The organism is Streptomyces sp. NPDC086023 (assembly GCF_044540325.1).
GTDB lineage: Bacteria > Actinomycetota > Actinomycetes > Streptomycetales > Streptomycetaceae > Streptomyces.
Genome location: NZ_JBITRX010000008.1, coordinates 116298 through 142995 on the forward strand (window position 1 = coordinate 116298; position 26698 = coordinate 142995).

Consider the following 26698-nt stretch of genomic DNA (forward strand, 5'->3'; position numbering starts at 1 on the left):
GTTCACCGAGCCTTCTTCCTCGGCGCCCCAGGCGCCCCTCAGTGCTCGCAGGCCCAGGGCGCCGCCGCGATCGCGGCCCCCGCCTGCTCGCGCAGCGTCCGCACCGCGGCGGCCGGGTCCACGGCCCCGTACACGGCGGAACCGGCCACGAACACGTCCGCGCCGGCCTCGGCGCACCGCTCGATGGTGGACGCCGAAACGCCCCCGTCGACCTGCAGCCACACCTCCAGGCCGTGCTTGGCGATCAGCTCCCGGGTACGGCGGATCTTCGGCAGCATCACGTCGAGGAAGGGCTGTCCGCCGAAGCCCGGCTCGACCGTCATGATCAGCACCATGTCGAGCTCGGGGAGGATGTCCTCGTACTGCTCGATCGGCGTGGCGGGCTTGAGCGCCATGGAGGCGCGGGCGCCCTTGGCCCGGATCTCCCGCGCCAGCCGTACGGGGGCGCCCGCGGCCTCGGCGTGGAAGGTGACCGATCCGGCACCGGCCTCGATGTACTGCGGGGCCCAGCGGTCCGGGTCGGCGATCATCAGATGCAGGTCCAGCGGAGTGTCCGTGGCGCGGCTGAGGGACTCCACGACCGGCATGCCGAGCGTGAGGTTCGGGACGAAGTGGTTGTCCATGACGTCGACGTGGAGCCAGTCGGCACCCTCGACCGCCTTCGCCTCTTCGGCGAGGCGGGCGAAGTCCGCGGACAGGATGCTGGGATTGATCTGAACGGCCATGCCCCAAGCGTGCCATGCCGTCGGGCCTCCACCGGTGGCACCCCCGAAACCGGCCGCGCGGACCCCGGCCCCGACCGTCGCACCGGCCCTCTCCCCGGCCGTCGCCCCGGCCCCCGGAGGAGCCGGGGCCGCGGCTCAGGCCGTGCGGCGCAGGAGCGCCAGGTACATCGCGTCCGTGCCGTGCAGGTGCGGCCAGAGCTGGACGTCCGGGCCGTCGCCCAGGGCGGGGACGCCCGGCAGCAGCGGACGCGCGTCAATCCACTCCGCCTCGAAGGGGGCCGCACCGCCCCGGCCCTTGAGCACGTCGTCCACGACGACCCGGGTCTCCGCGAGGTGCGGGGAGCAGGTCGCGTACCCGACGACGCCGCCCACGCGGACCGCGCCGAGCGCCTCGCGCAGCAGCGCGCGCTGGAGCGGGGCGAAGCCCTCCAGGTCCGCGGGCCGGCGGCGCCAGCGGGCCTCCGGGCGGCGGCGGAGCGCGCCCAGGCCCGAGCAGGGCACGTCCATCAGCACCCGGTCGAAGGAGCCGGGCAGCCACGGCGGCCGGGTGCCGTCGGCGGCGATGACCTGGTACGGGCCGGGGTTGCCGGCGAGGGCCCGCTCCACCAGCCGGGCGCGGTGCGGCTGCTTCTCGGACGCGAGCAGCGCGGCACCCCGTCCGGCCGCCAGCGCGCCCAGCAGTGCCGCCTTGCCGCCGGGGCCGGCGCAGCCGTCCAGCCAGCGCTCGTCGCGCCCCTCGACCGGGGCGTTGGCGAGGGCGATGGCGACCAGCTGGCTGCCCTCGTCCTGGACGCCGGCGCGGCCCTCGCGCACGGCCTCGATGGCGCCCGGTTCGCCTCCCTCGGCCAGCCGGACCGCGTACGGGGACCAGCGGCCCGGCAGCACCGAGTCCTCGCCCAGCGCCTCGACCAGCTCGCCGGGCTCCACGCGGCCGGGCCGGGCCACGAGCGTCACCTCGGGCCGCTCGTTGTCCGCCTCCAGCAGGTCCTCGATGCCGGCCCGGCCGCCGCCGAGGGCGTCCCACAGGGCCGAGACCACCCAGCGCGGGTGGGAGTGGACCACGGCGAGGTGCTCCTCGGCGTCCTCGTCGTACGGCGGGGCGACCTTGGCCAGCCAGCCGTCCAGGTCGTCCGCGGCGATCCGGCGCAGCACGGCGTTCACGAACTTCGCCCGGCCGTCGCCGAGCACCACGCGGGCCAGCTCCACGCTCGCGGAGACCGCGGCATGGGTGGGGATGCGGGTGCCGAGCAGCTGGTGCGCGCCGAGCGAGAGCACGTCGAGCACCGGCGGGTCGACCTCGCGCAGGGGCCGGTCCACGCAGGCCGCGATGATCGCGTCGTACGTGCCCTGGCGCCGCAGCGTGCCGTACACCAGCTCCGTCGCGAGGGCCGCGTCCCGCGCGTCGAAGGAGCCGCCCTTGGCCTCCGCGGACTCCCGGGCCTTGCGGAGCAGGGGCGGCAGGACGAGGTTGGCGTAGGCGTCGCGCTCGTCCACGGCCCGCAGCGCCTCGAAGGCGAGGACGCGGACGGGGTCCTTCTGGGGACGCCGGTAGGGCTTGTGCTGGGGCTTGTGCTGCTTGGCGGGACGGCGACGGGGCTGGTCGGTCACGTGAAAGGTGCTCCGCTGAGGGGTGGTGGAACGGGGAGGCCTGAAGGCGCCGGCGGGCGCGTCTTCAGCGTACGCCGGGGTGTGCGGGGGCTACGCGCCGAGCCGCTCGCCGGGGGCGATGCGCACGCCGCGGGCCCAGTCGGCGCCCTTCATCGGCTTCTTGCCCTGGGGCTGCACCCAGAGCAGCTCGACGGCGTGCGAGCCGGTGCCGACGTACACGTTGTTCTTGGCGGGGGCCAGCTCGCCGGGCGCGAGGTCGGTGCGCTCGGGCACCAGCCCGACGGAGACCAGCTTGAGCCGCTCGCCGCGGAAGAGGGTCCAGGCGCCGGGCGCGGGGGTGCAGCCCCGTACGACGCGGTCGGCGCGCAGCGCCGGGTCGGCCCAGTTCACCTGCGCGTCCTCGACGGTGATCTTGGGCGCGAGGGTGATGCCTTCCGCGGGCTGGGGCACGGCGCGCAGGGTGCCGTCCTCGATGCCGTCCATGGTGGCGGCGAGCAGCCCGGCGCCGGCGAAGGCCAGCCGGGTGAGCAGGTCGCCGCTGGTGTCGGTGGGGCGGACCTCCTCGGTGAGCACGCCGTAGACCGGGCCGGAGTCCAGGCCCTCCTCGATGAGGAAGGTGGAGGCGCCGGTGACCTCGTCACCGGCCATGACCGAGTGCTGGACGGGGGCCGCGCCGCGCCACGCGGGCAGCAGGGAGAAGTGCAGGTTGACCCAGCCGCGGGCCGGGATGTCGAGGGCCGCCTTGGGCAGCAGGGCGCCGTACGCGACGACCGGGCAGCAGTCCGGGGCGATCTCGGCGAGCCGGGCGAGGAAGTCCGGGTCGCGCGGGCGGACGGGCTTGAGCACCTCGATGCCCGCCTCCTCGGCGCGCTGCGCGACCGGGCTGGCGACCAGGCGCCGGCCGCGGCCGGCGGGGGCGTCGGGCCGGGTGACGACGGCGGCGACCTCGTGGCGGCCGGAGGCGATCAGGGCGTCGAGGGCGGGCACGGCCACCTCGGGGGTTCCTGCGAAGACGAGCTTCACTTGGGTCATACCTCGCTTTGCGGCGGGCCGTTGGAGACGACGGATGAGACGAATGAGGAGCAACGGCCCAGTCTATGGGCCGTGGCGCCCGGCCCGCCCGACCGGGGCGGGGGGCGTACGCACACACGCGCGCCTCTCGCATATGCCGACACGCCCCGGGGGCGTGACCTCCGTGCCGCATGGAGCGTTGGTCAAGAGAGATTGACCGAAACGGGCCGCATTGTGCAGCCGGCCCGATCCGTTTCAACCCCCCGGTTCGAGAGGCTTGTTCATGGCCGACCACGCCACCCACGACGCCCAAGCGAGGGCCAGCCTGCATCTGCTGGTGCGGGACATCGAGCGGGTCCGCCGACAGGTGGATGCCCTGCGTACCCTCACCGCCCAGCTCGGCAACGTGTACCGCCCGCGTCGCTCCGGCCCCTCCACGGGCTTCGTCGTCTACGGCCGGGCACCCGCGCCGACCGTCCGTCTCGCGCAGGAGCTGCGGGACAGCGTGGAGACGCTGGTCACCGCTGCGGTGGACTTCGACCGCTCGCTCGGCTTCTCGTGGGACGCGGTGGGCTCCGCCCTCGGGGTGACGAAGCAGGCGGTGCACCGGCGGTACGGGGCGCGCCGGGCGGGCGCCGTCACGACGGCACCGGCGGAGGCCGCGGAGCCGCTGGCCGAGGGGACGGCCGCGCCGCGCACGCTCGGCATCCCGGCGGCCCGCTCGATGCCGCCCCAGCCGACGTCCGGCTCGGGGGCCCTGCGCGAGGACGCCACCACGGCCCCCCGCTCCCCGGCCTTCCCGGGCCCCCGCACCGGCTGACCCCCACGCCCGGGACCCACCCCCACGGGGTCCCGGGCCCCCGTACCTCCGGGCGCCCGCACCCGGGCCCCACACCGGCTCACACCCGTCCGTGCAGCCCCCTCGGGGCCCAGCACGCAGCCCCGAGGGGCCCGGGGCGACCCCCCCGACGGGGGTCCGGGGCGAAGCCCGCCGGGGCCCGGGGCACAGCCCACCGGGGGCCCGAGGCGCAGCCCGCGGGGGTCCGGGGCGAAGCCCAGGGGTCCGGGGCGAGGCCAGGGGTCCGGGGCGAAGCCCGCCGGGGTCCGGGGCGAGGCCCAGCGGGAGCCCGGGCGCAGCCCACCGGGGCCCAAGGCGCAGCCCAGCGGGGTCCGGGGCACAACCCAGCGGGGTCCGGGGCACAGCCCACCGGGAGCCCGGGCGCAGCCCACCGGGGCCCAAGGCGCAGCCCAGCGGGGTCCGGGGCGCAGCCCCGGTGAACGGGAGAAGGGCGGGTAGGGGAACCGCCCCGCAGGGATTCCGCCCGCACCCCGTACCGGCGCCGCACCCGCCGCCCGCGACCCGAAGCACCGGCCGGCCCGGCACCGCAGCACCGAACCCAACCCACCCGGCGTCAGCCGATGGCTGGCGGGTCGATGCGGACCCGGACCGGGTCACCGGTGCCACGGGCAGCCAGCCGCGCGGCCTGGGCCGACTTCAGCGCGGCGGCCAGCGCGGCCCCCGACCCCGGCGGCACCCGCACCAGCGCCCGCTCCACGGCATCGTCCACCCGAGCCCCGCCCCGCGCAGCGACCGGCACCGGCCCCAGCACCACCGCGTCCCCCGGCAGCGCCGCCCCCGCGAGGAACTCCGCCAGCGCCTCCGGCCGGCCCGTCACCTCGGCCATCCGCGACACCGGCGGGAAGCCCAGCTCGGCCCGCTCCGCCAGCTCCCGCACCGCGTGCCCCACGGGATCCCACCGCACCAGGGCCTGCACCGGCCGCAGCGTCGGTTCCGCGACCACCACCACCGTCCCGCTCCCCCGCACCAGCGAGGCCGCACCGATCCAGCGCCGCAGCGCCTCCTCGCCCGCGCGCAGGTCGGGCCGCCCCAGCATCGCCCAGCCGTCCAGGAGCAGCGCGGCCGCGTACCCCGGCCCCTCCGCCACCGGCTCGGCACCCGGCGTGCTCACCACCAGCGCCGGCCGGTCCGGTACGCCGTCCAGCACGTGGTCCCGCCCCGAAGTCCGCACCGGCACCGCCGGAAACGCACGCCCCAGTTCCTCGGCCGTCCGCCGCGCGCCGACCACACTCGCCCGCAGCCGCACCGAGCCGCACTCCCCGCACTGCCAGGACGGCTCGTCCCGCCCGCACCACCCGCACCGCAGCGCCCGCTGGTCCGGCGCCTCCAGGGGACCGGCGCACGCCGTGCAGCGGGCCGGCGTACGGCAGCGCTCGCAGGCCAGCCGGGGCACGTAACCGCGCCGGGGCACCTGGACGAGCACCGGCCCGGTCTTCAGACCCTCCCGCACCGCCTGCCAGGCCAGGCTCGGCAGCCGGGCCGCCCGCGCGGCCTCGTCCCGGGCCAGGTCCTCCTCGCCCACGGTCCGCACCAGCGGCGCGGCCTCCCGCACCCGCTCGCGGTCCGCCGCCAGCGGCCGCGCCCAGCCGGACTCGACCAGCTGGGCGGCCTCCACCGTGCAGCTCGTGCCGCCCAGCAGGAAGCCGCAGTCGTCGTGCGCGGAGCGCAGTTCCAGCACCTCCCGCACGTGCGGGAAGGGCGCGTTGTCGTCGCTGTGGCTGGAGTCGCCGTCGTCCCAGACGGCCACCAGCCCCAGGTCCCGCACCGGCGCGAACATCGCAGCCCGCGTGCCGATCACCGCCTTCACCGAGCCCCGGTGCACGGACAGCCACTGGCGGTACCGCTTCTCGGGGCCGGACTCCGCCGTGAGCACCGCGTGCCGCCCCTCCCCCAGTACGGCCGTGAGCGCGGCGTCCAGCCGTGCCACCGACCGGCCGTCGGGCAGCACCGCCAGCGCGCCGCGTCCCGAGGCGAGGGCGGCGGCCATGGCGCGGGCCAGCTCGTCGGGCCAGCCGGGGCCGGGGAGGGCCGTCCAGACGGCGCGCGGGTTGTGCCCGGCGGCCAGCGACCGCAGGAAGGCAGGCCCCGCCGGGTAGCGCTCCCAGCCGCCCGGCTCCGGCACGGCCGGGGCCGGCAGCGGGTCGGGCGAGGGCTTGGACTCGGCCCGGGCGTTCCGCGGCGGGAGGGCGAGCTGGAGTACGTCGGCCAGGCTGCCGGCGTAGCGGTCGGCGACGGCCCGGGTCAGGGCCAGCATCCGGGGGGTGAGCACCCGCTCCGGGGAGACCACGTGCGCGAGCGCGGCCAGCGGTCCGTTGTAGTCGGACTCGGCCCGCCGCTCGACGAGGAAGCCGTCGATGAGCCCGCCGCCCTCCCGGCGCCCCTCCCGGACGTGGTGGGCGCCCGCGCCGAAGCGCACCCGGACGCGCACGCCCGGCTGCGCGGCCTCGTCCAGCTCGGCGGGGACGGCGTAGTCCCAGAGCTGGTCGAGGTGGAGCACCCCCTTGTTGACCAGGATGCGGGCCACCGGCAGCTCCTTGGCCAGGGCCGCGCCCCGCCAGGTGCGCGGCTTGGCCTTGGGCGCGGCGGCCTTCGCGGCGCGGACGGTCTCCCGGATGAGCGCGAGCTGCTCGGGCGGCCCCCCGGCCCGCTCGCCTGATTCGTTCTCGCTGCTCACACCAGCATTCTTACCAAAGGGTACCGACACCGGGGGAACGCCGACGGCCCCGGACCACGAGGGTCCGGGGCCGTCGTCACGACGTCCGCGCGGGCTACAGGCCGGCGGCGGCCTTCAGCGCGTCGACACGGTCGGTGCGCTCCCAGGTGAAGTCCGGCAGCTCACGGCCGAAGTGGCCGTACGCGGCGGTCTGGGCGTAGATCGGGCGCAGCAGGTCGAGGTCGCGGATGATCGCGGCCGGGCGGAGGTCGAAGACCTCGGAGATGGCCTGCTCGATCCTGGCGACGTCCACCTTGGCGGTGCCGAAGGTCTCGACGAAGAGACCGACGGGCTCGGCCTTGCCGATCGCGTACGCGACCTGGACCTCGCACCGCTCCGCGAGGCCGGCGGCCACGACGTTCTTGGCGACCCAGCGCATCGCGTACGCGGCGGAGCGGTCGACCTTCGACGGGTCCTTGCCGGAGAAGGCGCCGCCGCCGTGGCGGGCCATGCCGCCGTAGGTGTCGATGATGATCTTGCGGCCGGTGAGGCCGGCGTCGCCCATCGGGCCGCCGATCTCGAAGCGGCCGGTCGGGTTGACCAGCAGACGGTACCCGTCGGTCTCCAGGTTGATGCCGTCCTCGACGAGCTCCTTGAGCACGTGCTCGACGACGAACTCGCGGATGTCGGGCGCGAGCAGCGAGTCGAGGTCGATGTCGGAGGCGTGCTGCGAGGAGACGACCACCGTGTCGAGGCGGACCGGCTTGTCGCCGTCGTACTCGATGGTGACCTGGGTCTTGCCGTCGGGACGCAGGTACGGGATGGTCCCGTTCTTGCGCACCTCGGACAGGCGCCGCGAAAGCCGGTGGGCCAGCTCGATCGGCAGCGGCATGAGGTTCGGGGTCTCGTCGGTGGCGTAGCCGAACATCAGGCCCTGGTCGCCCGCGCCCTGCTTGTCGAGCTCGTCCTCGTCGCCCTCGACCCGCTGCTCGTACGCCGTGTCGACACCCTGCGCGATGTCCGGGGACTGCGCGCCGATGGACGTCGAGACACCGCAGGAGGCGCCGTCGAAGCCCTTCTTCGAGGAGTCGTAGCCGATCTCCAGGATCTTGTCGCGGACCAGGGAGGCGATCGGCGCGTACGCCTTCGTCGTCACCTCGCCCGCGATGTGGACCAGGCCGGTGGTGATGAGCGTCTCCACGGCGACGCGGGAGGTCGGGTCCTCGGCGAGCAGGGCGTCGAGGATCGTGTCGCTGATCTGGTCAGCGATCTTGTCGGGGTGGCCCTCGGTCACGGACTCCGAGGTGAACAGGCGGCGGGACACATCGCTCCCTGGGGTTGCAGCGGCTGCTGGCTGATCATTTGGCGGAGCCGCCCGGAGGCTGCGCCCGGCCGGTTCCGGGTTTAGTTTATCGGGCGCTCCCGTGCGCCGGACCACGCGTCTCGCCTAATGGAAGGGCTGTGACCTGCGGCACTCCATTGTGGCCCACGCCGAACGCACGGAACAAGGTCCCCCGGTCAGGCGAGTCGCGGGCTCACGAGGTCCCAAATCCGGTCCGCGAGCGCCTCCTTGGGGCCGTAAGGCACCGCCGTCTCGACGCCATCGGATGCCAGGATGACGGCTTCGTTCTCCTCGGAACCGAAGGTCTTGCTCTCGCCGACCTCGTTCACGACGAGAAGATCACACTGCTTCCGGCGGAGTTTCGCCCATCCGTTGGCCAGAACGTCGTCGGTCTCGGCGGCGAAGCCCACGATGATCTGCCCCGGCCGGGCACGGTCTGCGGAGATCTCCGCCAGCACGTCCGGATTGCGGACCAGGGCGACCGGCGCCGGCTCCTCGCCGTCCTTCTTCTTGATCTTCCCCTCGGCGTACGCGGCCGGGCGGAAGTCCGCCACCGCGGCGGCCATCACCACGGCGTCGGCGTCGGCCGCCGCCTTCAGGACCGCCTCGCGCAGCTGTACGGCCGTCCCGACCCGGACGACGTCCGCGCCGGCCGGGTCGGGCAGCGCGGTGTTGGCGGCGACCAGCGTGACGCGGGCGCCCCGGGCGACGGCGGTGCGGGCCAGCGCGTAGCCCTGCTTGCCGGAGGACCGGTTGCCGAGGAAGCGCACCGGATCCAGGGGCTCGCGGGTGCCGCCCGCGCTGATCACGACGTGCCGGCCGAGCAGGTCGGGCTCGGCGGCACCCCGGGCCAGGACGCGCTTGCAGACCTCGAAGATCTCCTCGGGGTCGGGCAGCCGCCCCTTGCCGGTGTCGACGCCGGTGAGGCGGCCCACGGCCGGCTCGATGACGACGGCGCCGCGGCGGCGCAGGGTCGCCACGTTCTCCTGGGTGGCCGGGTGCTCCCACATCTCGGTGTGCATCGCGGGGGCGAAGACCACGGGACAGCGGGCGGTCAGGAGGGTGTTGGTCAGCAGGTCGTCGGCGAGCCCGTGGGCGGCCTTGGCCAGCATGTCCGCGGTGGCGGGGGCCACCACCACCAGGTCGGCGCCCTGGCCGATGCGCACGTGCGGCACCTCGTGGACGGCGTCCCAGACCTCGGTGGAGACCGGGTTGCCGGACAGGGCCGACCAGGTGGCCTCGCCCACGAAGTGCAGCGCCGAGGCGGTCGGCACCACGCGGACGTGGTGCCCCGACTCGGTCAGCCGCCGCAGCAGCTCGCACGCCTTGTAGGCGGCGATTCCGCCGCTCACCCCCAGGACGACCTTCGGCTTGTCCACTGCGACTCCGCTCCCCGGCATCGGTACTCCCTCTTCCCACCCATGACACACCACAGGCCCGGCAGCTGCGCTGCCGGGCCTGTGGTGAAGGTATTGCTCGCGCCTTACTGGGCCGGGGCCTCGATGGCCTCGGAGGTCAGCAGACCCGCGTTGATCTCGCGCAGGGCGATCGACAGCGGCTTCTCGTGGACGTGGGTGTCCACCAGCGGGCCGACGTACTCCAGCAGGCCCTCACCGAGCTGCGAGTAGTACGCGTTGATCTGACGCGCGCGCTTGGCCGCGTAGATCACGAGGCTGTACTTCGAGTCCGTGGCCTCGAGCAGCTCGTCGATCGGCGGGTTGATGATGCCCTCGGGCGCGGTGATGGAAGAGGACACGCTCTACCTTCCGAAGATGGGTAAAAGATCAAACAACGATCAAACAACTTCCATCAAGGCTAGCAGCTCGCGTGCTACGTCCTCGACGGAGGTGTTGACCAGGGTCGTGTCGAACTCGGATTCGGCCGCGAGCTCGACCTTCGCGGCCTCCAGCCGGCGCTCGATGACCTCGGGGGCCTCGGTGCCGCGCCCGGTGAGGCGGCGGACCAGCTCGTCCCAGCTCGGCGGGGCGAGGAAGACCAGTTGGGCCTCCGGCATCGACTCCCGGACCAGCCGGGCACCCTGGAGATCGATCTCCAGCAGCACGGGCTCGCCCGCGTCGAGGCGCTCGCCGACGGCGGCCCGCGGGGTGCCGTAGCGGTTGCCCGCGAACTCGGCCCACTCCAGCAGCTCGCCGTTGGCGATCAGCTTGTCGAACTCGTCGTCGGAGACGAAGAAGTAGTGGACTCCGTGCCGCTCGCCGGGTCGCGGCTTGCGGGTGGTGGCCGACACCGAGAGCCATACCTCGGGGTGAACCTTGCGCATATGCGCGACGACCGTGCTCTTGCCGACCCCGGAGGGGCCGGAGAGCACGGTCAGCCGCGGACGAACCTCTGCTGCCATGGAGCGATTATCCCGGTTCTCAGGACTGCCTGAGAACACTCGGACAACTCGGGGCGACGCCTCAGGCGCCGCTGCCGCCGAACTCGCGCTCCAGGGAGGCGATCTGGTTGGAACCGAGACCACGGACACGACGGCTCTCGGAGATGCCGAGGCGCTCCATGATCTGCTTGGCGCGGACCTTGCCCACGCCGGGAAGGGACTCGAGGAGGGCGGAGACCTTCATCTTGCCGATGACATCGTTCTCCTGGCCCTGCTTGATGACCTCGTGCAGGGAGGCGCCGGAGTGCTTGAGTCGATTCTTCACCTCGGCCCGCTCCCGGCGAGCCGCGGCGGCCTTTTCGAGCGCGGCTGCGCGCTGTTCAGGGGTAAGGGGCGGAAGAGCCACGCCTACGTCACCTCGGATGTCGAACTGTCGGATACGGACCGGCGGAGCACCACAGGGCACCCCACCAGGCGAGCTGCACACAACGGGTGTGTGCGTTCGCTCTGGTCGGAGACTAGCGGCCAAGGCCGCTCCAGTCAGCGAGAACGAACGAAAAGTCCTGGTCAGCCTCCACTGAACCGTACATCACAGACAAAACACCCCGGTTTTGGGTGAGGATTTCGTCAAGACGGCCGGGAGCCGGGGGTGAGCGACACGCGGAATGACGAGATTCGGTGCTTGCCGGTGCGACCGCGCAGGTCGCCGCGGCTCCGGAGCGCGGCGGCGGGGCCACGGAGCGCCACCGGTGCGCCCCGGTGCGCCGGGTCCCGGGCCGGTCCGAACGGCGGGACCGTCGCGCGCGGTGTCGGATCCGGGCGCGAGCGGGCCCGTTCCGGGGGTGTGTTTCCGGCCATCATCGACCGCCGCTCGAACGGGCCGCACCCGACGGTCGGCCGGGGGCCGGACGCGCGGGAGGGGGGTGCGGGAGACCTCCCCGCACCCCCCTCCCGGGGTCGGCGCTACGCGGCGACGGCCGCGCGGATCTCGTCCGCGAAGCGGTCGGAGGCGGACCGCAGCGCGGCCGCGTCGGGGCCCTGCGCGAGGACGCCCCGCGAGACGTTCGGGACCACGTTGCGGACGGCGGAGCCGAAGACGGCCGGCAGGTCGGCCGCGGTGGCGCCCTGCGCGCCGATGCCGGGGGCCAGCAGCGGGCCGTTGATGTCCAGGTCGAACGTGGACAGGTCGCCGAGGGTGGCGCCGACCACCGCACCGAAGGAGCCCATCGGCTCGGCGCCGGCGTTCTCCTCGGCCAGGTGGGCCAGCATGGTGGCACCGATGGTCCGGCCGTCCTCGCGCACCGCGCGCTGCACCTCGGCGCCCTCCGGGTTGGAGGTCAGGGCCAGCACGAACAGGCCGGATCCGGACTCCCGGGCCAGGTCCACGGCGGGCTTGAGCGAGCCGTAGCCGAGGTACGGGGAGACGGTGAGGGCGTCGGAGAAGAGCGGGGAGTCCTTGCGCAGGAAGGTCTCCGCGTAGGCGGCCATGGTCGAGCCGATGTCGCCGCGCTTGGCGTCCATCAGAACCAGGGTGCCGGCGGCGCGCGCGTCGGCCACCGTACGCTCCAGCACCGCGATGCCGCGGGAGCCGAAGCGCTCGAAGAAGGCGGCCTGCGGCTTGAACACCGCCACGGAGTCGGCCAGCGCCTCGACCACCGTGCGGGAGAACCTCTCCAGGCCTGCCACGTCGTCGGTCAGGCCCCAGGAGGCGAGCAGCGAGGCGTGCGGGTCGATGCCGACGCAGAGCGGGCCACGGGCGTCCATGGCCTGGCGGAGGCGGGTGCCGAAGGGGAGCGTCACAGGGAGGCCTTCCGGGTCTCGGCGCCGACGGCGTCGGCGAGCGTGGCGTACGGGCTGGCGGCCAGGCGCGCGGCGAGGCCCTTGTGGATGGCGCGGGCGTAGCAGGGGCCCTCGTAGATGAAGGCGCTGTAGCCCTGGACCAGGGTGGCGCCGGCGAGGATCCGCTGCCAGGCGTCCTCGGCGTTCTCGATGCCGCCGACGCCCACCAGGACGATCCGGTCGCCGACGCGCGCGTAGAGGCGGCGCAGGACCTCCAGGGAGCGCTCCTTGACCGGGGCGCCGGAGAGCCCGCCGGTCTCCTTGACCAGGGCCGGGTCGGACTTCAGGCCGAGGCCCTCGCGGGCGATCGTGGTGTTGGTGGCGATGATGCCGTCCAGGCCCAGCTCCACGGCGAGGTCGGCGACGGCGTCCACGTCCTCGTCGGCGAGGTCGGGGGCGATCTTGACCAGCAGCGGGACGCGGCGGCCGGTGACGGTGCGGTCGGCGGCCTCGCGCACGGCGGTCAGCAGCGGCCGGAGCGACTCGGTGGCCTGGAGGTTGCGCAGGCCGGGGGTGTTGGGCGAGGAGACGTTGACGACCAGGTAGTCGGCGTGCCGGGCGACGCGCTCGGCGGAGACCACGTAGTCGGCGGCGGCCTCGGCCTCGGGGACGACCTTGGTCTTGCCGATGTTGACGCCGACGACCGGCTTGAAGACCGGGCGGCGGGCGGCGAGGCGGGCCGCCACGGCTGCGGAGCCCTCGTTGTTGAAGCCCATGCGGTTGATCAGCGCGCGGTCCGGTACCAGGCGGAAGAGCCGCTTCTTGGGGTTGCCGGGCTGGGCCTGGCCGGTGACGGTGCCGATCTCGACGTGGTCGAAGCCGAGCATCGCCATGCCGTCGATCGCGACGGCGTTCTTGTCGAAGCCGGCGGCGAGGCCGAAGGGGCTGTGGAAGCGCAGGCCCAGGGTCTCGGTGCGCAGTTCCTTGGTGCGGGGGGCGAGGTAGGCGGCCACGAAGGTGCGCAGCACGGGGGTGCGGGCTGCCAGGCGGATCCAGCGGAAGGCCATGTGGTGGGCCTGCTCGGGGTCCATCCGCTTGAAGACCAGGTTGAAGAACAGCTTGTACATCGTCCGGTTTATCCCTTGTGTCCGTTGTGCGCTCGGATTGACCCCATGAAAGGGGGGACACCGGTCGTTCTCGCCGGTGCCCCCCTTCCGTACGGGCTGCTAGTCGCGGGCCGCGATCAGGTGCTCCGCGTGCTCCTGGAGGGAGCGCACGCCCACGTCGCCGTGGTTGAGCGCGTCGATGCCCTGGACGGCGGCGGCCAGCGCCTGGACCGTCGTCAGGCACGGGACGCTGCGGGCCACGGCCGCCGTGCGGATCTCGTAGCCGTCGAGGCGGCCGCCGGTGCCGTACGGGGTGTTGACGATCAGGTCGACCTGGCCGTCGTGGATCAGCTGGACGATGGTCTTCTCGCCGTTCGGGCCCTCGCCCTCGCTGAGCTTGCGCACCACGGTGGCGTTGATGCCGTTGCGGCGCAGCACCTCGGCGGTGCCGGAGGTGGCCATCAGCTCGAAGCCGTGGGCGACCAGCTCACGGGCCGGGAAGATCATCGAGCGCTTGTCGCGGTTGGCGACGGAGATGAACGCGCGGCCCTTGGTGGGCAGCGGGCCGTAGGCGCCCGCCTGCGACTTGGCGTACGCCGTGCCGAAGACGGAGTCGATGCCCATGACCTCGCCGGTGGAGCGCATCTCCGGGCCGAGGACGGTGTCCACGCCGCGGCCGTGGATGTCCCGGAAGCGGCTCCACGGCATCACGGCCTCCTTGACGGAGATCGGCGCGTCGAGCGGCAGGGTGCCGCCGTCGCCGGTCCTCGGCAGCAGGCCCTCGGCGCGCAGCTCGGCGATGGTGGCGCCCAGCGAGATGCGGGCGGCGGCCTTCGCCAGCGGGACCGCGGTCGCCTTCGAGGTGAAGGGGACGGTCCGGGAGGCGCGGGGGTTGGCCTCCAGCACGTAGAGGATGTCGCCGGCCATCGCGAACTGGATGTTGATCAGGCCGCGGACGCCGACGCCCTTGGCGATCGCCTCGGTGGAGGCGCGCAGGCGCTTGATGTCGAAGCCGCCGAGGGTGATCGGGGGCAGGGCGCAGGCCGAGTCGCCGGAGTGGATGCCGGCCTCCTCGATGTGCTCCATGACGCCGCCGAGGTAGAGCTCGTGGCCGTCGTAGAGCGCGTCGACGTCGATCTCGATCGCGTCGTCGAGGAAGCGGTCGACCAGCACCGGGCGGGTCGGGGAGATCTCCGTGGACTCGGCGATGTACGACTCCAGGCGCGCCTCGTCGTAGACGATCTCCATGCCGCGGCCGCCGAGCACGTACGAGGGGCGTACGAGGACGGGGTAGCCGATCTCGTCGGCGATGGCCTTGGCTCCGGCGAAGGTGGTGGCGGTGCCGTGCTTCGGGGCGGGCAGGCCGGCTTCCAGCAGGACCTGGCCGAAGGCGCCGCGGTCCTCGGCGGCGTGGATGGCCTCCGGGGAGGTGCCGACGACCGGCACGCCGTTGTCCTTCAGCGCCTGGGCGAGGCCCAGCGGGGTCTGGCCGCCGAGCTGGACGACGACGCCGGCGATCGGGCCCGCGAGGGACTCGGCGTGCACGATCTCCAGCACGTCCTCGAGCGTGAGCGGCTCGAAGTAGAGGCGGTCGGAGGTGTCGTAGTCCGTCGAGACGGTCTCGGGGTTGCAGTTGACCATCACGGTCTCGTAGCCCGCGTCGCTGAGCGCGAAGGAGGCGTGGACGCAGGAGTAGTCGAACTCGATGCCCTGGCCGATGCGGTTCGGGCCGGAGCCCAGGATGATCACCGCGGGCTTCTCGCGGGGCGCGACCTCGGTCTCCTCGTCGTAGGACGAGTAGAAGTACGGGGTCTTAGCGGCGAACTCGGCGGCGCAGGTGTCGACCGTCTTGTAGACCGGGCGGACGCCGAGGGCGTGCCGGACCTCGCGGACGACGTCCTCGCGCAGGCCGCGGATCTCGGCGATCTGGGCGTCGGAGAAGCCGTGGCGCTTGGCCTCGGCGAGCAGCTCGGGGCCGAGCTTCTCGGCGCCGGCCAGCTCGTCGGCGATCTCCTTGATCAGGAAGAGCTGGTCCACGAACCAGGGGTCGATCTTCGTGGCGTCGAAGACCTCCTCGGGGGTGGCACCGGCGCGGATCGCCTGCATGACGGTGTTGATGCGGCCGTCGGTCGGGCGGACCGCGACGCGCAGCAGCTCGGCCTTGTCGCCGGGCTCGCCGGTGAAGGTGAACTGCGAGCCCTTCTTCTCCAGGGAGCGCAGGGCCTTCTGGAGGGCCTCGGTGAAGTTCCGGCCGATGGCCATGGCCTCGCCCACCGACTTCATGGTGGTGGTGAGGGTGGCGTCGGCCAGCGGGAACTTCTCGAACGCGAAGCGCGGGGCCTTGACCACGACGTAGTCGAGCGTGGGCTCGAAGGAGGCCGGGGTCTTCTCGGTGATGTCGTTCGGGACCTCGTCGAGGGTGTAGCCGATGGCCAGCTTGGCGGCGATCTTGGCGATCGGGAAGCCGGTGGCCTTCGACGCGAGCGCCGAGGAGCGGGAGACGCGCGGGTTCATCTCGATGACGATGACGCGGCCGTCGTCCGGGTTGATCGCGAACTGGATGTTGCAGCCGCCGGTGTCGACGCCGACCTCGCGGATGATGGCGATGCCGATGTCGCGCAGGCGCTGGTACTCGCGGTCGGTGAGGGTCATCGCCGGGGCGACGGTGATCGAGTCACCGGTGTGCACGCCCATCGGGTCGAAGTTCTCGATGGAGCAGACGACCACGACGTTGTCGGCCTTGTCGCGCATCAGCTCCAGCTCGTACTCCTTCCAGCCGAGGATGGACTCCTCCAGGAGCACCTCGGTGGTCGGGGAGAGCGTCAGGCCCTGGCCGGCGATGCGGCGCAGCTCCTCCTCGTCGTGCGCGAAGCCGGAGCCGGCGCCGCCCATGGTGAACGAGGGGCGGACGACGACGGGGTAGCCGCCGAGGGTGTCCACGCCCTTGAGGACGTCGTCCATGGAGTGGCAGATGACCGAGCGGGCGGACTCGCCGTGGCCGATCTTGCGGCGGACCTCCTCGACGACCTCCTTGAAGAGGTCGCGGTCCTCGCCCTTGTTGATCGCCTCGACGTTGGCGCCGATCAGCTCGACGTTGTACTTCTCCAGCACGCCCTGCTCGTGCATGGAGATGGCGGTGTTCAGCGCGGTCTGGCCGCCGAGGGTGGGCAGGAGCGCGTCGGGGCGCTCCTTCGCGATGATCTTCTCGACGAACTCCGGCGTGATCGGCTCGACGTACGTGGCGTCGGCGATCTCCGGGTCGGTCATGATCGTCGCGGGGTTGGAGTTCACCAGGATGACCCGCAGGCCCTCGGACTTGAGGACGCGGCAGGCCTGGGTGCCGGAGTAGTCGAACTCGGCGGCCTGGCCGATGACGATCGGGCCGGAGCCGATGACCAGGACGGACTGGATATCGGTGCGCTTAGGCACGCTCGGCCTCCATCAGAGAAACGAAGCGGTCGAAGAGGTACGCGGCGTCGTGCGGGCCCGCGGCCGCCTCGGGGTGGTACTGGACGCTGAAGGCCGGCTGGTCGAGCAGCTGGAGGCCCTCCACCACGTTGTCGTTCAGGCAGACGTGGGAGACCTCGGCGCGGCCGTAGGGGGTCTCGGAGACCTTGTCGAGCGGCGCGTCGACGGCGAAGCCGTGGTTGTGCGCGGTGACCTCGACCTTGCCGGTCGTGCGGTCCTGCACCGGCTGGTTGATGCCGCGGTGGCCGTACTTCAGCTTGTACGTGCCGAAGCCGAGCGCGCGGCCCAGGATCTGGTTGCCGAAGCAGATGCCGAAGAGCGGCGTCTTGCGCTCCAGCACGGCCTGCATGACGGAGACCGGGTGGTCGGCGGTGGCCGGGTCGCCCGGGCCGTTGGAGAAGAACACGCCGTCCGGGTCCACCGCGTAGACGTCCTCGGCGGTGGCGGTGGCGGGCAGCACGTGGACCTCGATGCCGCGCTCGGCCATCCGGTGCGGGGTCATGCCCTTGATGCCCAGGTCGACCGCGGCGACGGTGAACTTCTTCTCACCGATCGCGGGGACGACGTACGCCTCCTTGGTGGCCACCTCCGCGGAGAGGTTGGCTCCCTTCATCTGGGGCTGTTCCCGGACCTTCGCCAGCAGCGCCGCGTCGTCCGCGACGGCCTCGCCGGAGAAGATGCCGACGCGCATGGCTCCGCGCTCGCGCAGGTGGCGGGTGAGGGCGCGGGTGTCGACGCCGGAGATGCCGACGACGCCCTGCGCGGTGAGCTCCTCGTCCAGCGAGCGCCGGGAGCGCCAGTTGGAGGGCATGCGGGCGGGGTCGCGGACGACGTAGCCGGAGACCCAGATGCGGGAGGACTCGGGGTCCTCGTCGTTGACGCCGGTGTTGCCCACGTGCGGGGCGGTCATGACGACGACCTGGCGGTGGTACGAGGGGTCGGTCAGGGTCTCCTGGTACCCGGTCATGCCGGTGGAGAACACGGCCTCGCCGAAGGTCTCCCCCACGGCCCCGTAGGCGCGTCCGCGGAAGATGCGGCCGTCCTCCAGGACGAGTACGGCGGGAGTTTTCACAGCTCCCCTGGTGGAGGTCGTCATCGTTCGGCGCCTTCCGTCGTGATGGATTGGTTCATGGAGTTGATGGCTTCGACCCAGGCGGCGTGCTCGGCCGCGCGGTCGGAGCGGAAACCGGAGTCGATCAGCTTGTCGCCATGCGCCCAGGTGACGACGAGCAGTCCGCCCTCGGTCAGTACCTTGCCCGCGATTCCCTTGTCGAGGCGGGCGCCGCGCAGCTGCGCGGCCGGTACGAAGAAGTCGGTGGCACCCGGACGGACCACGTCCAGGCCCGCGTCGGTGAGGGTGAGCTCGACCCGGCTGCGGACCCCGAGGCCGTGGGCCACGATCCGGTCCAGCCACTGCCCTGCCGTGGTGGACCCGTGGTACCGGCCGGTGAGGGCCAGCCGGTGGGCCGGCAGCCCCTCGGGGGCGGCGGGCAGCTCGGGCAGGTCGCCCTGGAGCGCGCCGCGCCACTTCCAGCCCTGGCGCATCAGCCAGTAGACGAACGCGATGAAGACGACCAGGCCGACGACCCACGCGATGCGTGCGCCCCAGTCCGTCACCTTCGCCGATTCGCGTTCGGCGGCCCCTGCGGCCAGAAGGATTGCTTCAGGTGTCACGCGAGATTCCCGTCCACGACCGTTGCCCGGCCCCGCAGGAAGGTGTGGGTGACACGACCCGGCAGCTCGCGGCCCTCGTAGGGCGTGTTGCGGCTGCGGGAGGCGAAGTCTGCGGGGTCCACGACACCACGGTACGCAGGATCGACCAGCGTGATGTTGGCGGGTTCACCTGCCGAGACGGGACGTCCGTGGCCGTCGAGACGGCCGATGCGCGCGGGGGCGGAGGACATCCGGTCGGCGACGCCCGCCCAGTCGAGCAGCCCGGTCTCGACCATGGTCTGCTGGACGACGCTCAGCGCGGTCTCCAGGCCCACCATGCCCATGGCGGCCGCGGCCCACTCGCAGTCCTTGTCCTCGTGCGGGTGCGGGGCGTGGTCGGTGGCGACGATGTCGATCGTGCCGTCGGCCAGGGCCTCGCGCAGGGCCAGCACGTCGGCCTCGGTGCGCAGCGGCGGGTTGACCTTGTAGACCGGGTTGTACGTGCGGACCAGCTCGTCGGTGAGGAGCAGGTGGTGCGGGGTGACCTCGGCGGTGACGTCGATGCCGCGGGACTTGGCCCAGCGGACGATCTCGACGGAGCCAGCGGTGGACAGGTGGCAGATGTGCACGCGGGAGCCGACGTGCTCGGCGAGGAGGACGTCGCGGGCGATGATCGACTCCTCGGCGACGGCCGGCCAGCCGCCCAGGCCCAGCTCCGCGGAGACCGTGCCCTCGTTCATCTGGGCGCCCTCGGTGAGGCGCGGCTCCTGGGCGTGCTGGGCGACGACGCCGCCGAAGGCCTTCACGTACTCCAGGGCGCGGCGCATGATCACCGCGTCGTCCACGCACTTGCCGTCGTCGGAGAAGACCTTCACGCCGGCGGCGGACTCGTGCATGGCGCCCAGCTCGGCGAGCTGCTTGCCCTCCAGGCCGACGGTGACGGCGCCGATGGGCTGCACGTCGCAGTAGCCGTGCTCCCGGCCGAGGCGGTAGACCTGCTCGACCACGCCGGCGGTGTCGGCGACCGGGAAGGTGTTGGCCATGGCGAACACCGCGGTGTAGCCGCCGGAGGCGGCGGCGCGGGTGCCGGTGAGGACGGTCTCGGAGTCCTCGCGGCCGGGCTCGCGGAGGTGGGTGTGGAGGTCGACCAGGCCGGGCAGCAGGATCCGGCCCTCGGCCTCGATCACCTGCGCGCCCTCCGCCGAGAGGTTCTGCCCCACCTCGGCGATGGTCTCGCCGTCGATCAGGACGTCCTGCTGCTCGCCGCCGAGGATCTTCGCGCCACGGATCAGGATCTTGCTCATGGTTACTTCGTCTCCTCGGTGGCGGTGGCGGTGGGGGCGGCGGGGGTGGTCACGGCGGGCTCGGAGCCCCCGAGCAGCAGGTACAGGACGGCCATGCGGATCGAGACGCCGTTGGCGACCTGCTCGACGACCGTGCAGCGGTCGGAGTCGGCGACCTCGGCGGTGATCTCCATGCCGCGGACCATCGGGCCGGGGTGCATCACGATCGCGTGCTCCGGCATCTTCGCCATGCGCACGGCGTCGAGGCCGTAGCGGCGGCTGTACTCGCGCTCGGTCGGGAAGAAGGCGGCGTTCATGCGTTCGCGCTGCACACGCAGCATCATGACCGCGTCCGACTTCGGCAGCACCTCGTCGAGGCCGTAGCTGACCTGGCAGGGCCAGGTCTCCACGCCGACCGGGACCAGGGTGGGCGGGGCCACCAGGGTGACCTCGGCGCCCAGGGTGTGCAGCAGGTCCACGTTGGAGCGGGCCACGCGGCTGTGCAGCACGTCACCGACGAGCGTGATCCGCTTGCCGGCCAGGTCCTGGCCGAGCGCGTCCTTCCCGACCAGGCGGCGGCGCATGGTGAAGGCGTCCAGCAGGGCCTGGGTGGGGTGCTGGTGGGTGCCGTCGCCCGCGTTGATGACGGGGGCGTCGATCCAGCCGGAGGTCGCCAGGCGGTACGGGGCTCCGGACGCGCCGTGCCGGATGACGACCGCGTCGACGCCCATGGCCTCCAGGGTCTGGGCGGTGTCCTTGAGGGACTCGCCCTTCGAGACGCTGGAGCCCTTCGCGGCGAAGTTGATGACGTCGGCCGACAGGCGCTTCTCCGCGGCCTCGAACGAGATCCGGGTGCGGGTGGAGTCCTCGAAGAAGAGGTTGCAGATCGTGCGGCCGCGCAGGGTCGGCAGCTTCTTGATCGGCCGGTCCGCGATCCGGGCCATCTCCTCGGCGGTGTCGAGGATGAGGACGGCGTCGTCGCGCGTGAGGTCGGCGGCCGAGATGAGGTGGCGCTTCATCTGGGTGCTCCGTGGGTGGGGAGGAGGGTGGCTCGGGAATGCGGGCGGGCAGGCCTCGGCGTGGACCCGGTTCCTCCGGCCGTCGGGCGCGGGGAAGGGTCCATCACCCGGACGGGCTAGTGCTGGTCTGCCGTGTCGGTCCGCTGGCCGAGCAGGACGGCGTCACGGCCGTCCTCCTCCTGGAGCTGGACCTTGACCGTCTCCCGCAGCGACGTGGGGAGGTTCTTGCCGACGTAGTCGGCACGGATCGGGAGTTCGCGGTGGCCGCGGTCGACGAGGACCGCGAGCTGGACGGCGCGGGGCCGGCCGATGTCGCCCAGGGCGTCGAGGGCGGCGCGGATGGTGCGGCCGGAGAAGAGCACGTCGTCGACGAGGACCACGAGGCGGCCGTCGATGTCGTCGCCGGGGATCTCCGTGCGGCCGATGGCGCGCGCCGGCTTCATGCGCAGGTCGTCGCGGTACATCGTGATGTCGAGGGAGCCGACCGGGATCTTGGCACCGGTGATCTCTTCGAGCTTGGCGGCGATCCGGCGGGCGAGGAAGACGCCGCGCGTCGGGATGCCGAGGAGCACCACGTCGTCGGCACCCTTGGCGCGCTCGACGATCTCGTGGGCGATGCGGGTCAGAACCCGCGCGATGTCCGGGCCTTCGAGAACGGGCCGGGCCGCATCGGTCGTGCTGGTGTCCATGAAAGCGGACCTCCTTCTCCGCCTCACGGGACGGCATTTAAAGGACGTCTGATGTACGCCGTCCACCGTACCAGCAGGCGCGGGGCCGCCGCGCCGCGGGGGCCCGTCACACCGGGGGGTGAACCGGGGTGTGAAGTCGATCAGGCCCCCCGCCAGGCTTTTCGGACACCGGTCCGCCACGGGCTCGTAAGGGGGCGGCGGCGACCATTCGGCTTGACGCATCCACGTAACGCTGCGTAACCTCACAGTGAGTTACCAGCCGCGCGGCGGAGCCGCACGTCGTCACAGCGTCCGGGAGCCTTATGTCCAGCGAATACGCCAAACAGCTCGGGGCCAAGCTCCGCGCGATCCGCACCCAGCAGGGGCTTTCCCTCCACGGTGTCGAGGAGAAGTCCCAGGGCCGCTGGAAGGCGGTCGTGGTCGGTTCCTACGAGCGCGGGGACCGCGCCGTGACCGTCCAGCGGCTCGCCGAGCTCGCGGACTTCTACGGGGTGCCGGTACAGGAGCTGCTGCCGGGTACGACCCCGGGCGGCGCCGCCGAGCCGCCGCCGAAGCTGCGTCTCGACCTGGAGCGCCTGGCGCACGTGCCCGCCGAGAAGGCCGGCCCGCTGCAGCGCTACGCCGCCACCATCCAGAGCCAGCGGGGCGACTACAACGGCAAGGTGCTGTCGATCCGTCAGGACGACCTCCGCACCCTGGCCGTCATCTACGACCAGTCCCCCTCGGTCCTGACCGAGCAGCTGATCAGCTGGGGCGTGCTCGACGCCGACGCGCGCCGCGCGGTCACCCACGAGGACGCATAACCCCTCGCAGGACCCAGCAGAAACGTACCGCCGGGGCCGGCGGGAACCCGTTCGGGCTCCCGCCGGCCCCTCGGCGTTCCCGGGGGTTCCGAGGCGGGGTGGGGCTCAGGATGCCTCGGGCACCGGAGGGCGGCTCACGGGGGCTCGCGCTCAGGACGGCTCGGGGAAGGCCGGCAGCACGTGTTTGGCGAGCAGCCGGACCGTCCGCTCGGCCTCCTCCGGGGGCTCCGCCCCCGTACCCAGGTTCAGGCTCACCGCGACGTCGCCGAACCAGTCCCGGATCCGGGTCAGCTGCGCCAGCACCTCGTCCGGGGTGCCCGCCACCACCCGGTCCTCGCGCACCGCCGCGTCCGGGTCGCCCGTACCGACCTGCTCGACCAGCCGCCGGTAGCCCTCGTAGCCCGGCCGGTCGGCGCCGCCCCCGCCGGTCAGGGCCGCCCGGAAGCGCTCCTGGTAGCGGCCCGCGTAGGCTCGCGCCGCCGCCCTGGCCGCGGCCCCGTCCTCGTGGACGAAGCAGTCGTACGTCAGGTGCACCCGCTCCGCGCCCGTCGGGTGGCCGGCGGCCCGCCAGGCCTCCCGGTGCACGTCGATCATCGACCGGACCGTCTCCCGCGGCGCCACCGAGGGCACCAGCATCAGGCCGTGCCCCGCGGCGCCCGCCGCCCGGCACGACTCCGGCGACACCGCCGCGGCCACCAGCAGCGGCGGGTGCGGTCGCTGGTACGGGCGGGGCAGCAGGGTCACCGGGCCGAAGCGGAACCAGGGTCCGTCGACCCGCACCTCCTCCTCGCTCCAGAGCCGGCGCACGGCCTCGACCCCGGCGGTGAACCGCTCCCGGCTCTCCTCCATCGGGATGCCGAAGGCCTCGAACTCCCCCGGCAGGAAGCCCCGCCCCACGCCCACGTCGAGCCGGCCGTGCGCGAGGTTGTCCAGCATCGCCAGCTTTCCGGCCAGCTGCACGGGATGGCTGAACGCGGGGATCACGGCACCGGTGACCAGCCGGATCCGGCTGGTCCTGGCCGCGGCGGCGGCCAGGAAGGCCACCGGGTCGGGGCTGTAGCCGCCGTACGGGAAGAAGTAGTGCTCCACCGCCTTCACGTGGCCGAAGCCGAGGTCCTCCGCCAGCTCCACCAGGGCCAGCGCCTCGGCGAAGTAGCGGGAGGCGGCCTTCTCGGCCGGGCTGACGGCGGGGAAGAAGTTGATGCCGAAGTCCATCGGGCCCTCCTGGCCGGGATCTCGTCGTACGCCACAACGCCGGGCCCGGCTCAGCGGGCCGGGCTCACCACCACCGTGCTGCCGGGCCGCACGCCCAGCCGGGACGCGCCGTCGCCGCAGTTCACCGCCACCGTGAACAGCCCGGCGGAGTCGAGGAACGCGACCAGCTCCCCCGGCGGCACGTCGCCGAGCGTCCGCCCGAACGGCACCCGCAGCGGCTGGGCCCGGCCGGTCAGCCGCAGCAGCACGGCCGCCCCGGCGCCCGGCACCAGCCCCGACTCCGCCAGCGGTCCGGCGCCGATCGCGGTCTGCACGTTCCCGAAGTGGTCGACCGTGCGCACCTCCCCCACCACCTCCCCGGTCGCCGGATCGCGCCGGCAGACCGGGGCGTGCAGCCGGACCAGCGAGGCCGGGTCCAGTTCCGGCCCCACCTCCGCGACCGGGGTGCCGGCCGCGAGACGGGCGGCCGCGGGGCAGAACACGTCCCGCCCGTGGAACGTGTGCGAGACCCGCGCGGCGAGCACGGCGGGGCTCTTGATCTCGTACCCGGCCACCAGCCCGCCCAGCGCCCCGGCCGCCTCGGGCAGCAGGCCGTTGTCGGGCCCGACCAGCAGGTCGCCCCGCGCGGACACCAGCACCACCGCCCGGCGCCCGGTGCCCACGCCGGGGTCGACCACCGCGACGTGCACGGAGCCGTCGGGCAGGTACGGGACGGTCTCGGCCAGCACGGCCGCCCCGCGCCGGATGTCGCGCGCGGGCACCAGGTGCGTGATGTCGGTGATCCGCTGGTCCGGGGCGATCCGCGCGATCACCCCGTGGCAGGCGGCGACGAAGCCGTCGTACAGCCCGTAGTCGGTCAGGAAGGAGATCACGGCGGATCCTCGCGATTCGTCGGCGGTGGGGGACGGTGGTGCGGGACGGGGACGGGGACGGGGCGGGAGTCGGAGACGGGAGTCGGGGACGCGAGTCACGGACGGGGCTGCGGTCAGAGCGCGGTCTCGGCCATCGGCTGGCTGTTGCGGTGCCCGCCCCAGGCGGCCTGGGCGGCCCGGTGGATGTGCCAGATGTCCTCCTCGGTCAGGGCGCGCGAGACGACACCGGGGAAGGCCTCCTCGAAGTAGGTGTACGGAGGGCGGCTCTCCACGTCCGGGCTGTGGTAGTCCAGCCGGTCCGCCATCCCGTGCTGCCGGGTCAGCGGCGTCCCGGGGTGGTAGGTGAGGATGTTGGGGCTGGCGATGGACAGCAGCCCGTCGCGGATCAGCCGGGACACCCCGGCGATGGTGTGGTCGATGGTCGCGCGGGTCTCCCCTTCGAGGCCGAACAGCACCGAGCTGCCCACCTCGATGCCGGCCCCGCGCAGCAGGGTGAGGGCGGCGCGGACGCGTTCCTCCCAGCTCTCCGGGGCGTCCGGGCGGAGGTTCTTGTGGATGTGCCGCATCACCTCGGGCGCCAGGCTCTCGATGCCGACGTAGGCGTACGTGCACCCGGCCGCCCGCAGCGCCGCGAGGGTCTCCCGCACCTCCCCGGGCGAGCGCAGGCCGGTGAGCGAGTCGACGGTGAACTGCTCGCCCCACTTCAGCGCCCGCAGCCGGTCCCGCTCGGCGGGGGTGCGCAGCAGCCGGGCGCCGGGGAGGGCGTCGCCGGGACCGGCCGTGCGAAGGGCGGACAGCTCCGCGCAGAAGGCCCGGACGGCCGTGAAGTCCCCGGCCCACAGGATCGAGTCGTCGAAGAAGAGGGACTCGGCGCCGTACGACACGTACTCGGCGACCCGCTCCACGGCCGCGGTCACCGCGTGGCGCGGGAAGCGCTTGAGACCGCCGACGACCAGCGCGCCCTCGGAGCAGAAGTTGCAGTGGTACGGGCAGGCATTGGTGAGCATCATGTGCGCGGTCAGCATGCCGGCGCCGTCGGGGCGCGTGAAAACGGGGAAGCGGGCCCGCACGGCGAAGGCCGCGTACGGGGCGGGCAGGCTCTCCAGCGCGATGCGCTCGCCGTCCAGGGGGAAGGCGTGGCGGCGGCCGTCCGTGGTGCCGAGGGCGAGGATCAGCGCGCTCCCCCTGACCTCCTTCTCGTGCCGGGCGAGCAGCTCCAGCGCCGCCACCGTCCGGTCCGTGCTGGGCACGCCGGTGAAGGGGTCGCAGGCCAGGGAGACGGCGCGGAGCAGCAGGTCCAGCGCGTACGAGCCCTCTCCGGCGCACAGCAGGTCGACCGGCAGGGAGCCGCGGGGCCGGTCGGCGACGAGGGGGCTGCTGGGGGCGAGGCGGACCCGGCGGGCGCGGGGGTCGTAGCGGACGGTCTCGTCGACGTGGCGGCCGCCGAGGACGACGAGGCAGTCGGGCAGTTCCTCCTTGACCACGCGCGCCATGGCGAGGGCGTAGCGGTGGCCCGGGGAGACGGTGCTGATCAGGACGGCGCGGGGGCGCAGGACCCGCAGGACCCGCTCGCGGAAGCAGGTCTCGGCCCGGGCGTTCCACACGCGCGGGTCGAAGACGCACTGGTCGGTGGTGAGCTCGCCGGCGGCGAGGTCTTCCGGAGTGAAGCGGACGGCTCCCTCCGGGGCCCGTAATCGGTAGTCGGGCGAGGGTAATCGGCCCAGCGCCGGACAGAAGTCGTTGTACCCGTCGACGGTCAGCGCGCCCGAGGCGCGCACCTCGGCGATGCGGGCGATGGCGTGGCTCAGTGCCGTGTAGAGGCACATGGGGTCGCCGGGGAACTCGATCTTCTCCTCGTGCGTGCTCATCACGGGCGCGAGGACAGCGAGGACGGGGTAGGAGCGGGCGGCCCAGAGGGCCTCCGCCTCCGCCGTCTCCCCGGCCGGGCCGGTACACCGGTCCCTGGCCCGGGCGTGGATGCCGCAGCGCCGGCGCTCCAGCCACGCGGTGTCGGCGGCCCGCGCGGCGGGCCGGCTGAGGAAGTCGTCGTGGAGGGCGGTCGGTACGTCGTCCTGGAGGGCCCTCGGAACCGTGTCCGGCATCGCTGTCACCCCGTGTGTGCCTGTCGGATTTCCACCGGGAGAGTGCGCCCCGAATATGTCACCGGTGACGTGTGGGCCTCAAGGGGCCCCAGCGCCTTTGGCCGGAAGGCGCACCCGGTCCGGACCAACGGCCGGAAGGGCGGAGCCCGAGGGCGAGGGCCTGAGGGCGGGAG

22 protein-coding genes are annotated in these 26698 nt (G+C 73.3%); 2 read left to right on the plus strand and 20 right to left on the minus strand.

Features of this window, described 5'->3' with window-relative positions:
- Window positions 1–38: 38 nt before the first annotated feature.
- From rpe to fmt, 3 genes are all read right to left on the minus strand, one after another.
- Window positions 39–725 carry a ribulose-phosphate 3-epimerase gene (gene rpe, locus ACIF6F_RS17735; RefSeq protein ID WP_399947458.1) on the minus strand — a complete coding sequence of 229 codons (687 nt, stop codon included), beginning with the start codon at window positions 723–725 and terminating at the stop codon, window positions 39–41.
- A 135-nt stretch (window positions 726–860) separates the two neighbouring features.
- Window positions 861–2333 carry an RsmB/NOP family class I SAM-dependent RNA methyltransferase gene (locus ACIF6F_RS17740; protein ID WP_399947460.1) on the minus strand — a complete coding sequence of 491 codons (1473 nt, stop codon included), beginning with the start codon at window positions 2331–2333 and terminating at the stop codon, window positions 861–863.
- A gap of 90 nt (window positions 2334–2423) precedes the next feature.
- Window positions 2424–3356, minus strand: a complete 933-nt coding sequence (gene fmt, locus ACIF6F_RS17745; RefSeq protein WP_399947848.1) for a methionyl-tRNA formyltransferase — start codon at window positions 3354–3356, stop codon at window positions 2424–2426.
- Between the two features lie 271 nt (window positions 3357–3627).
- Here fmt and ACIF6F_RS17750 point away from each other — a divergent pair, with 271 nt between their 5' ends.
- Window positions 3628–4164 (plus strand): hypothetical protein, encoded by a 537-nt coding sequence (locus ACIF6F_RS17750; protein ID WP_399947462.1) that lies wholly within the window; start codon window positions 3628–3630, stop codon window positions 4162–4164.
- A gap of 592 nt (window positions 4165–4756) precedes the next feature.
- Here the strand turns inward: ACIF6F_RS17750 and ACIF6F_RS17755 are convergent.
- The 14 genes from ACIF6F_RS17755 to pyrR form a co-directional block, all read right to left on the minus strand.
- Window positions 4757–6877 (minus strand): primosomal protein N', encoded by a 2121-nt coding sequence (locus ACIF6F_RS17755; protein WP_399947464.1) that lies wholly within the window; start codon window positions 6875–6877, stop codon window positions 4757–4759.
- 94 nt (window positions 6878–6971) lie between these two features.
- Window positions 6972–8180, minus strand: a complete 1209-nt coding sequence (metK, locus tag ACIF6F_RS17760; RefSeq protein WP_399947466.1) for a methionine adenosyltransferase — start codon at window positions 8178–8180, stop codon at window positions 6972–6974.
- 194 nt (window positions 8181–8374) lie between these two features.
- A complete protein-coding gene (gene coaBC, locus ACIF6F_RS17765; protein WP_399947850.1) occupies window positions 8375–9577 on the minus strand; it encodes a bifunctional phosphopantothenoylcysteine decarboxylase/phosphopantothenate--cysteine ligase CoaBC in 1203 nt (400 codons plus the stop codon).
- Window positions 9578–9681: 104 nt separating this feature from the next.
- Window positions 9682–9954 (minus strand): DNA-directed RNA polymerase subunit omega, encoded by a 273-nt coding sequence (gene rpoZ / locus ACIF6F_RS17770; protein ID WP_004948662.1) that lies wholly within the window; start codon window positions 9952–9954, stop codon window positions 9682–9684.
- A gap of 39 nt (window positions 9955–9993) precedes the next feature.
- Window positions 9994–10557, minus strand: a complete 564-nt coding sequence (gmk, locus tag ACIF6F_RS17775) for a guanylate kinase (RefSeq protein ID WP_399947467.1) — start codon at window positions 10555–10557, stop codon at window positions 9994–9996.
- Window positions 10558–10618: 61 nt separating this feature from the next.
- Complete coding sequence (locus tag ACIF6F_RS17780; protein WP_016638838.1) at window positions 10619–10942, minus strand: integration host factor; 324 nt, start codon at window positions 10940–10942, stop codon at window positions 10619–10621.
- A 557-nt stretch (window positions 10943–11499) separates the two neighbouring features.
- Entirely contained in the window at window positions 11500–12336 is an 837-nt protein-coding gene (pyrF, locus tag ACIF6F_RS17785) for an orotidine-5'-phosphate decarboxylase (RefSeq protein WP_399947469.1), read from the minus strand.
- A complete protein-coding gene (locus ACIF6F_RS17790) occupies window positions 12333–13442 on the minus strand; it encodes a quinone-dependent dihydroorotate dehydrogenase (protein ID WP_399947471.1) in 1110 nt (369 codons plus the stop codon). Before ACIF6F_RS17790 ends, pyrF begins: the two co-directional genes overlap by 4 nt.
- Window positions 13443–13541: 99 nt before the next feature.
- Window positions 13542–16850, minus strand: coding sequence for a carbamoyl-phosphate synthase large subunit (gene carB / locus ACIF6F_RS17795; RefSeq protein ID WP_399947473.1), 3309 nt, complete (start codon window positions 16848–16850; stop codon window positions 13542–13544).
- Window positions 16843–17985, minus strand: coding sequence for a glutamine-hydrolyzing carbamoyl-phosphate synthase small subunit (carA, locus tag ACIF6F_RS17800; protein WP_399947475.1), 1143 nt, complete (start codon window positions 17983–17985; stop codon window positions 16843–16845). The genes carB and carA overlap by 8 nt, the downstream gene beginning before the upstream one ends.
- A complete protein-coding gene (locus tag ACIF6F_RS17805) occupies window positions 17982–18563 on the minus strand; it encodes a hypothetical protein (protein ID WP_399947477.1) in 582 nt (193 codons plus the stop codon). Before ACIF6F_RS17805 ends, carA begins: the two co-directional genes overlap by 4 nt.
- The gene (locus ACIF6F_RS17810) at window positions 18560–19846 is read right to left on the minus strand and encodes a dihydroorotase (protein ID WP_399947479.1); all 1287 of its coding nucleotides are present in this window, start codon (window positions 19844–19846) and stop codon (window positions 18560–18562) included. Before ACIF6F_RS17810 ends, ACIF6F_RS17805 begins: the two co-directional genes overlap by 4 nt.
- 2 nt (window positions 19847–19848) lie before the next feature.
- Window positions 19849–20844, minus strand: coding sequence for an aspartate carbamoyltransferase catalytic subunit (locus ACIF6F_RS17815; RefSeq protein ID WP_399947481.1), 996 nt, complete (start codon window positions 20842–20844; stop codon window positions 19849–19851).
- Between the two features lie 116 nt (window positions 20845–20960).
- Entirely contained in the window at window positions 20961–21533 is a 573-nt protein-coding gene (gene pyrR, locus ACIF6F_RS17820) for a bifunctional pyr operon transcriptional regulator/uracil phosphoribosyltransferase PyrR (protein ID WP_399947483.1), read from the minus strand.
- Between the two features lie 302 nt (window positions 21534–21835).
- Here pyrR and bldD point away from each other — a divergent pair, with 302 nt between their 5' ends.
- Window positions 21836–22336 (plus strand): transcriptional regulator BldD, encoded by a 501-nt coding sequence (gene bldD / locus ACIF6F_RS17825; protein ID WP_365034064.1) that lies wholly within the window; start codon window positions 21836–21838, stop codon window positions 22334–22336.
- A 150-nt stretch (window positions 22337–22486) separates the two neighbouring features.
- Here bldD and ACIF6F_RS17830 read toward each other — a convergent pair whose 3' ends face one another.
- The 3 genes from ACIF6F_RS17830 to ACIF6F_RS17840 form a co-directional block, all read right to left on the minus strand.
- Complete coding sequence (locus tag ACIF6F_RS17830; protein ID WP_399947485.1) at window positions 22487–23551, minus strand: LLM class flavin-dependent oxidoreductase; 1065 nt, start codon at window positions 23549–23551, stop codon at window positions 22487–22489.
- A gap of 50 nt (window positions 23552–23601) precedes the next feature.
- Window positions 23602–24423, minus strand: coding sequence for an S-adenosyl-l-methionine hydroxide adenosyltransferase family protein (locus tag ACIF6F_RS17835; protein WP_399947487.1), 822 nt, complete (start codon window positions 24421–24423; stop codon window positions 23602–23604).
- A 113-nt stretch (window positions 24424–24536) separates the two neighbouring features.
- Entirely contained in the window at window positions 24537–26525 is a 1989-nt protein-coding gene (locus ACIF6F_RS17840; protein ID WP_399947489.1) for a B12-binding domain-containing radical SAM protein, read from the minus strand.
- Between the last annotated feature and the right edge of the window lie 173 nt (window positions 26526–26698).